At 38.5% G+C, this 9,318-nt stretch carries 9 protein-coding genes and 1 riboswitch; of the genes, 1 reads left to right on the forward strand and 8 read right to left on the reverse strand.

Going from position 1 to position 9,318, the window contains the following annotated elements:
- Nucleotides 1-39: 39 nt before the first annotated feature.
- The 8 genes from purF to purE form a co-directional block, all read right to left on the reverse strand.
- Entirely contained in the window at nt 40-1,455 is a 1,416-nt protein-coding gene (gene purF / locus AZF08_RS06460; RefSeq protein WP_033678475.1) for an amidophosphoribosyltransferase, read from the reverse strand.
- Entirely contained in the window at nt 1,440-3,659 is a 2,220-nt protein-coding gene (purL, locus tag AZF08_RS06465; protein WP_033678473.1) for a phosphoribosylformylglycinamidine synthase II, read from the reverse strand. The genes purF and purL overlap by 16 nt, the downstream gene beginning before the upstream one ends.
- On the reverse strand, nt 3,643-4,326 hold the full coding sequence (gene purQ / locus AZF08_RS06470; RefSeq protein ID WP_033678471.1) for a phosphoribosylformylglycinamidine synthase subunit PurQ: 684 nt from the start codon (nt 4,324-4,326) through the stop codon (nt 3,643-3,645). Before purQ ends, purL begins: the two co-directional genes overlap by 17 nt.
- Complete coding sequence (purS, locus tag AZF08_RS06475; protein ID WP_033678469.1) at nt 4,323-4,577, reverse strand: phosphoribosylformylglycinamidine synthase subunit PurS; 255 nt, start codon at nt 4,575-4,577, stop codon at nt 4,323-4,325. Before purS ends, purQ begins: the two co-directional genes overlap by 4 nt.
- Nucleotides 4,570-5,289, reverse strand: coding sequence for a phosphoribosylaminoimidazolesuccinocarboxamide synthase (purC, locus tag AZF08_RS06480; protein ID WP_033678467.1), 720 nt, complete (start codon nt 5,287-5,289; stop codon nt 4,570-4,572). The genes purS and purC overlap by 8 nt, the downstream gene beginning before the upstream one ends.
- 230 nt (nt 5,290-5,519) lie before the next feature.
- Nucleotides 5,520-6,821 (reverse strand): adenylosuccinate lyase, encoded by a 1,302-nt coding sequence (gene purB, locus AZF08_RS06485; RefSeq protein ID WP_033678466.1) that lies wholly within the window; start codon nt 6,819-6,821, stop codon nt 5,520-5,522.
- Nucleotides 6,818-7,969 (reverse strand): 5-(carboxyamino)imidazole ribonucleotide synthase, encoded by a 1,152-nt coding sequence (gene purK / locus AZF08_RS06490; RefSeq protein ID WP_033678463.1) that lies wholly within the window; start codon nt 7,967-7,969, stop codon nt 6,818-6,820. Before purK ends, purB begins: the two co-directional genes overlap by 4 nt.
- A complete protein-coding gene (purE, locus tag AZF08_RS06495; protein ID WP_033678461.1) occupies nt 7,966-8,451 on the reverse strand; it encodes a 5-(carboxyamino)imidazole ribonucleotide mutase in 486 nt (161 codons plus the stop codon). Before purE ends, purK begins: the two co-directional genes overlap by 4 nt.
- Nucleotides 8,452-8,561: 110 nt before the next feature.
- Nucleotides 8,562-8,663: riboswitch (purine riboswitch) on the reverse strand.
- A 247-nt stretch (nt 8,664-8,910) separates the two neighbouring features.
- On the opposite strand from purE, the gene AZF08_RS06500 reads away from it, so the two are divergent.
- Nucleotides 8,911-9,186, forward strand: a complete 276-nt coding sequence (locus tag AZF08_RS06500) for a hypothetical protein (protein ID WP_235190171.1) — start codon at nt 8,911-8,913, stop codon at nt 9,184-9,186.
- Nucleotides 9,187-9,318 lie beyond the last annotated feature (132 nt).

The following is a 9,318-nucleotide window of genomic DNA, read 5'->3' on the forward strand; positions in this document are numbered from 1 at the left end:
GCTTCTACTTAATAATGAAGTAGAAGCTTTTCCACTCTCTTATTTCATACTTTCTAAAAGTTCTTGCTCATAATCATAAAGAGCTGTTGGGTAATCCCCATTAAAGTAAGCCATACATAAGCCGCCGTATTTCCCTTCATATGGGCGTCCAATTGCATCTACTAAGCCATCTTCACTTAAAAATGTTAAAGAATCTGCGCCGATGATTTGACGTATTTCTTCTACAGAGTTGTTTGCTGCAATTAATTCTTTTCTTGTTTGAATATCAATTCCATAGAAACATGGATACTTAAGTGGTGGAGAAGCGATTCTGACATGAACTTCTGTCGCTCCTGCCTCACGAAGCATGCGGACAATACGTTTACTAGTTGTTCCTCGCACAATGGAATCATCAATCATTACAACACGTTTTCCTTCAACCACGCCTCGCACTGCTGAAAGCTTCATTTTCACCCCTTGCTCACGCAATTCTTGTGAAGGTTGAATAAATGTACGTCCGACGTAGCGGTTTTTAATCAATCCTAATTCGTAAGGAATTCCTGTTGCTTCTGCATAACCGATTGCTGCCGAAATACTAGAGTCTGGCACACCCGTTACAACATCTGCTTCAATAGGGGCTTCCATCGCCAAACGTTTCCCCATATTTTTACGTGCTGCATGAACGTTGATACCAGCAATATTGGAATCTGGACGAGCAAAGTAAATGTATTCCATACTGCAAATTGCATGATCTACTTCATTTGTAAAACGATCTACATGAATGCCCTCGTCATTAATGATAAGTAGTTCTCCAGGTTCTACATCACGAATGTATGTTGCACCAACTACATCGAAAGCACATGTTTCAGATGCTACGACGTATGCATCCCCCATTTTCCCGATTGAAAGAGGGCGAAATCCATTTGGATCTAGTGCAACAATCATTTCGTTCCCTGTTAGTAAAAGATACGCAAACGCACCTTTTACTTTATTCAGAGCATCTTTCACACTCTCAATTAGTGAACCTTTTGTATTACGCTTAATTAAATGAAGCAGTACTTCTGTATCTGAACTTGTTTGAAAGATACTTCCTTCTGCCTCTAATTCACGACGAAGCATTTTCGCATTAATTAAGTTCCCGTTATGAGCTAGTGCCATACTATGATCCGAAAAACGGAATAGAAGTGGTTGAACATTCGCTACTTCACTTCCACCTGCTGTTGCATAGCGTACGTGACCAATTGCTGACTTCCCGTTTAAACCTTCTAGCTCACCTCTCGAAAATACTTCTGATATTAAACCAAGCCCCTTATGACCAACAATTTTCTCTCCATTATTTACAACAATACCTGCGCCTTCTTGCCCACGGTGCTGCAAACTATGCAATCCGTAATACGCAACTTGTGCTGCATTTTCATGCCCCCAAATTCCGAAAACGCCGCATTCTTCATTTAGCCCCTTTATTTCAGCAAGCATGGGATTGCCCCTTTCCAAGCCGTTCTCATTTCATCAACATTTGCTGTAAGTAATACTTCATTTTCTTCATTATGAATCGTTACTTCATTTGTATTTGTGACTTCCCCGACTTGAATTGCTTCTACTGCTTTCTCAAATGCTTCTTGCTGTTCACATTTTACTGTTACAACAAAACGGGATTGTGATTCTGCGAATAATGCCGCTGTTGCTTCCCCATCTAATTTTACAGTAGCGCCTAATCCTTTAGCACCAATTGCACTTTCAGCGATAGCAACTGCTAATCCGCCTTCTGCAACGTCATGTGCAGATTGAATCATTCCCGCTTGAATTGCTTCTAGTAATTGTTTTTGGCGTTTTGATTCTACTTCTAGGTCGATACTTGGTGATTGTCCGAAGATTTTACCATATACCATCTTCTGCAATTCACTTCCGCCAAATTCAGCTTTTGTGTCACCAATTACATAAACTAGATCGCCAGCTTGCTTGAATTCTTGTGTTGTTACATGTTTTAGGTCATGAATAAGCCCTACCATTCCAACAGTTGGTGTTGGATACACCGCTTCACCACTACGTTCATTATACATTGATACGTTTCCGCCAATAACTGGAGTTTGTAGTGTACGGCAAGCTTCACTCATACCATCTACTGATTTCTCAATTTGCCAGAAAATCTCTGGTTTTTCCGGATTACCAAAGTTCAAGCAATCTGTAATTGCAAGTGGTTCCCCGCCAGAACATACGATATTACGCGCAGCTTCTGCTACTGCAATTTTACCGCCCATTTCAGGATCTAAGTAAATGTAGCGAGAGTTACAATCTGTTGTCATCGCTAACGCTTTTTCTGTGCCACGTACACGTACAACTGCCGCGTCTGATCCTGGTGTAACAACTGTGCTTGTGCGCACTTGATAATCATATTGATCATATACCCACTCTTTACTTGCAATTGTTGGTTGTTGTAATAAAGCTAGTAATGTTTCTTTATAATTATCCACTTTTGGTGTTTCCATCTTCATTTGTTGGAACTCAGCAAAGTATGCCGCTTCTTTTGAAGGTTTATGATAAATTGGTGCTTCTTCTGCTAATGCATCCGCTGGCACTTCTGCTACCATTTCACCTTTATGGAATAAGCGAAGCATTTTATCTTCTGTTACTTTTCCCATCGTAACTGCCGCAAGTCCGTACTTTTCAAATAAATCTACAATTTCTTGCTCTCTACCTTTTTTTACAACAATTAGCATACGTTCTTGAGATTCAGATAGCATCATTTCATATGGTGTCATACCTGTTTCACGCTGCGGTACATCATCTAAGTACATTTCAATACCCATTCCTGCTTTACTTGCCATTTCCGCAGAAGATGATGTTAAACCAGCAGCTCCCATATCTTGAATTCCAACAAGAGCATCAGATTGAATCAGCTCTAAGCACGCTTCGATAAGAAGTTTCTCCATAAATGGATCACCTACTTGTACTGCTGGACGTTTTGCTTCTGAACTCTCAGATAGTTCTTCAGATGCGAAAGTTGCACCGTGAATACCATCACGCCCTGTGGAAGCACCTACGTACATAACCGTATTACCAGTACCGTGCGCTTGCCCTTTTTTAATATCTTCATGATTAATTAAACCAACGCACATCGCATTTACAAGTGGGTTTCCTTCATAACATGGGTCAAATTGAATTTCCCCGCCCACAGTTGGAATCCCAATACAGTTCCCGTATCCCGCGATTCCTGCTACTACTTCTTCGAATAAATATTTCACGCGTGGTGTTTTCAATTCACCGAAGCGAAGTGAGTTTAATAGTGCTACTGGACGTGCTCCCATGGAAAACACATCACGAATAATGCCGCCAACACCCGTTGCTGCACCTTGATATGGCTCAATTGCTGAAGGGTGATTATGACTTTCCATTTTAAATACAACCGCTTGATTATCACCGATATCTACAATCCCTGCACCTTCACCAGGTCCTTGTAGTACGCGCTCCCCTGTTGTTGGAAACTTACGAAGAACTGGTTTGGAGTTTTTATAGCTACAATGCTCCGACCACATAACAGAGAAAAGACCTGTTTCTGTATAGTTTGGCAAACGTCCTAAAATCTTTTCAACCATGGCAAACTCTTTGTCTGTTAGCCCCATTTCCGCATATATACGTTCTTCTTTAATTTGTGTTGGATTTGGTTCAAGCATTAACGACATATGTTTCCCTCCAATGTTTCAAAATAGATTGAAAGACTTTTAAACCTTCAGCGCCGCCAAGAAGTTCACTCACAGCACGCTCTGGATGCGGCATCATGCCAAGTACATTTCCTTTTTCATTTACAATACCTGCAATATCTGAAACACTTCCGTTTGGATTTTCTACATAACGGAATGCAATTTGATTCTTTTCTTCTAATTCTTTAAGAGTTACTTCATCACAGTAATAATTTCCTTCGCCATGTGCAATCGGAATATTAATTACTGCACCTTTTTCATACTGAGATGTAAACATCGTTTCATTATTTTCAACACGTAACTGAACAGTTCGGCACATAAACTTTAAGTTTTTATTGCGCATTAATGCACCTGGTAACAATCCTGATTCAACTAAAATCTGGAATCCATTACATACGCCTAAAATTGGCTTTCCTTGCTCAGCCGCTTTTTGCACAGCCTTCATTGCATTTGCAAAACGAGAAATGGCACCACAGCGAAGATAATCACCATAAGAGAAACCACCTGGCAAAAGAATCGCATCATATTCATCTAAATTCTCTGCATCATGCCAAACATAGTCTACCTCTTCACCAAGCTCATCTTTAATTGCATGAAACATATCGACATCACAGTTCGAACCTGGAAAAACGATCACGGCAAATTTCACTGTGCGACAACCTCCTCAACTTCGTAACGATAATCTTCCATTACAACGTTTGCTAATAGTTTTTCACACATTTCTTTTACCTTGCTATCCAGATCAGATACTGATTTATCAATTGTTAACTCCATATATTTACCGATGCGAACATCCTGTACGTCTGTAAAGGAAAGGCTGTGAAGAGCACCTTTCACTGCTGTTCCTTGTGGATCTAATACACTCTCTCTTAATGTTACATATACCTTTACTTTATACATGTGAAGCTCCCCCTAAACGTTTTAAAATTTCTTCATATGCCTCTGTTAAATTACCAAGATCACGGCGGAATACATCTTTATCAAATTTCTCATTGCTCGCTTCATCCCATAAACGGCAAGTATCTGGTGAAATTTCATCTGCCAATACAATTTCGCCTGCTTCTGTTACACCAAACTCTAATTTAAAATCTACTAATCTTACACGACAGCTTGCGAAGTGCTCAATCAATACTTGATTGATTTGTAGAGCCTTTTCTCTTAATATGCTTACTTGCTCTGGTGTTGCAACGTTTAACACACGAATATGATCTTCTGTTACAAGTGGATCCCCTAACTCATCATCTTTGTAGTAAAGTTCTACGATTGGTGCTGCAAGTGCAGTTCCTTCTTCCATTCCTAATCGCTTTGAAAGACTTCCTGCAATTACGTTTCTTGTGACAACTTCTAATGGAATAATGCTAACCTTTTTCACAAGTTGCTCTGTGTCTGATAGCTTCTCAACAAAGTGTGTTTTAATTCCTGCTTCTTGTAACTTTCTGAATAAAAGAGTTGTAATCTCATTGTTCAGACGACCTTTTCCTGTAATCGTCGCTTTTTTCTCCCCATTGAAAGCAGTAGCACTATCTTTGTACTCTACCCAAACCATATCTGCTGCTTCTGTACGATAAATTCTTTTTGCCTTACCCTCATACAGCAATTCTAGCTTTTGCATTTCGCAAGCCCCCTGTAGTTTGAAAAATATGAATAATATTTTTATAAAGAATGGCACAGAATGACTCTATTCTGTGCCATATAAAATTCCCCCGCTCTAACGGGCTGTAAATACATACACTACGAAATACTTATAAAGACAATGTGTTTTGTATAACAGCCCGTAAGAGCCTGATTGATTCAACTAACCATCAGTGAAACTTCCACTGATGGAAGTTTCACTTTATCAGCTTAGTTCAATCCAAGACGTTCGAAGATTGTATCAACGTGTTGTAAGTGATGTTCGTAGTTGAAGCATTCGTTGATTTCTTCTTGTGTTAACTTACTTGTAATACGCTCATCAGCTTCTACAAGTTCTTTAAATTGTACTTGTGTCTCCCACGCTTCCATCGCTTTAGGCTGTACGATATCATAAGCTTCTTCACGTACCATACCTTTATCGATTAGCGTAAGCATTACGCGTTGAGAGTAAATTAAACCGTATGTTCGTGTCATATTACGTTTCATGTTTTCTGGGAATACCGTTAAGTTTTTCACGATATTACCAAAACGGTTTAACATGTAATTTAATGCAATCGTTGCATCTGGTAAAATAATACGTTCTGCAGATGAATGTGAAATATCACGTTCATGCCATAATGGAACATTCTCGTAAGCAGTCATCATGTAACCACGGATAACACGAGCCAAACCAGTCATATTTTCAGATCCAATCGGATTACGTTTATGCGGCATTGCAGAAGAACCTTTTTGTCCTTTTGCAAAGGCCTCTTCTACTTCACGTGTTTCACTTTTTTGTAAACCACGAATTTCGACTGCCATTTTTTCGATAGATGTTGCAATTAGTGCAAGTGTTGACATGTAATGTGCATGACGATCACGTTGCAATGTTTGTGTTGAAATCGGCGCTGCTTCTAATCCTAAATTTTCACAAACATATTTTTCTACAAATGGGTTAATATTCGCGTATGTACCAACTGCACCAGATAATTTCCCAACGCGAACTGTATCAGCTGCTTGCTTAAAACGCTCTAGGTTACGTTTCATTTCTTCATACCAAAGACCAAGCTTTAAACCAAATGTTGTTGGTTCTGCATGAACACCATGTGTTCTTCCCATCATAATTGTGTATTTATGTTCTTTTGCTTTGTTAGCTAAAATGTTAGTAAAGCTTTCTAAGTCTTGTAATAAGATTTCATTTGCTTGTTTTAAAATGTAAGATAACGCTGTATCTACTACGTCTGTAGATGTTAAACCGTAATGAACCCATTTACGTTCCTCGCCTAATGCTGGTGTTTCTGATACAGCACGAGTGAATGCAACCACATCATGACGTGTTTCTTTTTCAATCTCATAAATACGCTCCATATCAAATGATGCATGTTCACGAATTTTTTTCACGTCTTCTTTTGGAATATCACCAAGTTCAGCCCATGCCTCACAAGCTAAAATCTCAACTTCTAACCATGCTTTAAATTTGTTCTCTTCCGTCCAAATCGCACCCATTTCAGGGCGTGTATAACGATTAATCATTTTTTTCCCTCCAACAGTTGTTCTTGATGGTCCCAAATATGCAAGCTTTGCGCTTTTTCTAAAGCATCTTCAATATTTTCATTCAAAATATTTACATGCCCCATTTTACGCTGAGTTTTTGCTTCTTCTTTTCCATACAAGTGTAAATAGCACCCGGTTAATCTATTCACTTGTCCTAGGACCCCTTCTATATGTTCGCCTAAAATGTTTACCATGACAACTGGTTTTAACAAAATTGTTTCTCCAAGAGGTAAATTACAGATTGCTCGAATATGTTGTCCAAACTGACTCGTTTCACATGCATCAAGTGTATAATGTCCAGAATTGTGAGGTCTTGGTGCTAATTCATTAATATAAATCTCACCATCAGCCGCAGCAAACATCTCTACCGCTAGTGTTCCCACAAGCCCGAGTTCATCCGCGAGCACCTGTGCATATCTAATTCCTTTTTGTGAAAGTGCTTCTGTAATGCGGGCTGGTACGATGGATTCGTGCAAAATGTTATTAACGTGAATGTTTTCTGCTACTGGAAATACCTTTGTTTCACCACTTACACTACGCGTTACAATAACTGATATTTCTTTTTCAAATGGCACCCATTTTTCTAAAATACATTCAGCTTGATTAACAAGCTCACTTGCTCTCACAATATCTGTTTCACTTTTTAAAACAACTTGCCCTTTACCGTCATATCCTCCTGTTGTTGTTTTTAACACACAAGGGAAGGAAAATTCCGTAATTGCTTCTAAAAGTTCTTCCTGCTTCTGAACAAGTCTGTATGGTGCTACTGGTAAACCAGCATTTACAATCGCATTCTTTTCTGTAAAACGATTTTGCGTTTTGTGTAATAACTGACTACCTTGTGGTAAATACGCATGTTTTTCAAGCCATTGTAAACATCTATAATCAATATTCTCAAATTCATATGTGACAACATCGCTTATTTCTGCTAAATGCTGAATCGCTTTCAAATCATCATAAGGTGCAACAATTTCAATGTCAGCAACTTGTGCACATGGTGAATGTTTTGTTGGATCTAACACAGCAATTGTATAGCCCATTTCCTTCGCTGCTAGTGCCATCATTCTTCCCAGTTGGCCACCGCCTATAATTCCAATTGTCTTTCCAGGTAAAATGATTCTTGTCATATCAGCTCACTACCTTCGCGCACACTTTTTTCAACAGCTTCTCGTCTCAGTTCTAATGCATCATGTATATCATCATGAAATGATCCAAGTATTTGTGCTGCAAGTAGTCCCGCATTCGTTGAACCAGCCTTACCAATCGCAACAGTTGCAACTGGAACTCCTCCTGGCATTTGAACGATAGACAGTAACGAATCCAGACCATTTAACGCCTTTGACTGAACAGGAACACCGATCACAGGAAGATTTGTCTTCGCTGCAACCATGCCTGGTAAATGAGCGGCTCCCCCAGCTCCAGCAATAATAACTTTTAATCCACGTTCACGAGCTGTTTCTGCATATTCAAACATATAATCCGGAGTCCGATGAGCGGATACAACTTTCTTCTCATACGGAATGTGTAATTCATCTAAGATGTCACAAGCATATTTCATTGTTTCCCAGTCTGACGTACTTCCCATTATGACTCCAACTAGTGATTTCATATTAGAATCCCCCCGATTCAAATAAAAAAAGCCTGAAATAGAACATTTTCTCTTTTACTATGAGAGAAAGTGCTCTACTCAGGCATACGTATCCCTTGTGAATAGAAAAATACCGAGTGACTTTCCCTCATAGTCTAACGAATAACGGTCGTTAGGTAGAGACTTGCAGGCCATATCCCCGCGATTATATGAGGTGCGATATAATATTGTTTCTATGGCTATATTAACAATATTCCATAAACAATGTCAATAAATAATCGAATGTTTTTTTATTACTTATTCATAACGTTCGTGTTTTAGTTATATTCAAAAGAAGAAGTGAAAATATATGCAAGTAGGAAAGGAAATTAAGATAATAATTCAAAACATTGATATACAACAATTTTATACGAGGATTCCCCTTTAAACTACAATGATCCATTAGAGTACTATGTCAATGGGACTAAGGAGGTTGTAAAGGTGAACAAAGCATTGCCTGAAACATATGAATCGTTTACACCTCTTAAGATTCAGCGTATATTAAAGCTCGAAGGTAATGAAGTAATAATTAGTTCAGTTATATTTTATAATGAGAGGGAACAGGAATATTATGCTATCGAAGATATGATTAAAGAAATAAAATTACCAATATCGTTAAAAATTAAACTCTCTATTAGAGGTACATATAAAACATTGCTGTTTTATGCTAACGAGATTGATATTTATAAAAATAATATTAAAACAAATTTGTCATAAATTAATAAAGTGTTTAGCTTAAAATATACAATTTAAAAACACAAAAAACCTAAGTCGAAACGACTTAGGTTTTTGCTTGGCGACGTCCTACTCTCACAGGGACAAGGTCCCAACTACCATCGGCGCTAGAGA

This window comes from Bacillus gaemokensis (genome assembly GCF_001590835.1).
GTDB classification, from domain to species: Bacteria; Bacillota; Bacilli; order Bacillales; family Bacillaceae_G; genus Bacillus_A; species Bacillus_A gaemokensis.

Bases quoted from the DNA above. Each gene is read 5' to 3' on its own strand.
- purB (WP_033678466.1), bottom strand. From the start codon at position 6,821: ATGATTAATCGTTATACACGCCCTGAAATGGGTGCGATTTGGACGGAA.
- purK (WP_033678463.1), bottom strand. From the start codon at position 7,969: ATGACAAGAATCATTTTACCTGGAAAGACAATTGGAATTATAGGCGGT.
- purF (WP_033678475.1), bottom strand. From the start codon at position 1,455: ATGCTTGCTGAAATAAAGGGGCTAAATGAAGAATGCGGCGTTTTCGGA.
- purS (WP_033678469.1), bottom strand. From the start codon at position 4,577: ATGTATAAAGTAAAGGTATATGTAACATTAAGAGAGAGTGTATTAGAT.
- purE (WP_033678461.1), bottom strand. From the start codon at position 8,451: ATGAAATCACTAGTTGGAGTCATAATGGGAAGTACGTCAGACTGGGAA.
- purL (WP_033678473.1), bottom strand. From the start codon at position 3,659: ATGTCGTTAATGCTTGAACCAAATCCAACACAAATTAAAGAAGAACGT.
- purC (WP_033678467.1), bottom strand. From the start codon at position 5,289: ATGCAAAAGCTAGAATTGCTGTATGAGGGTAAGGCAAAAAGAATTTAT.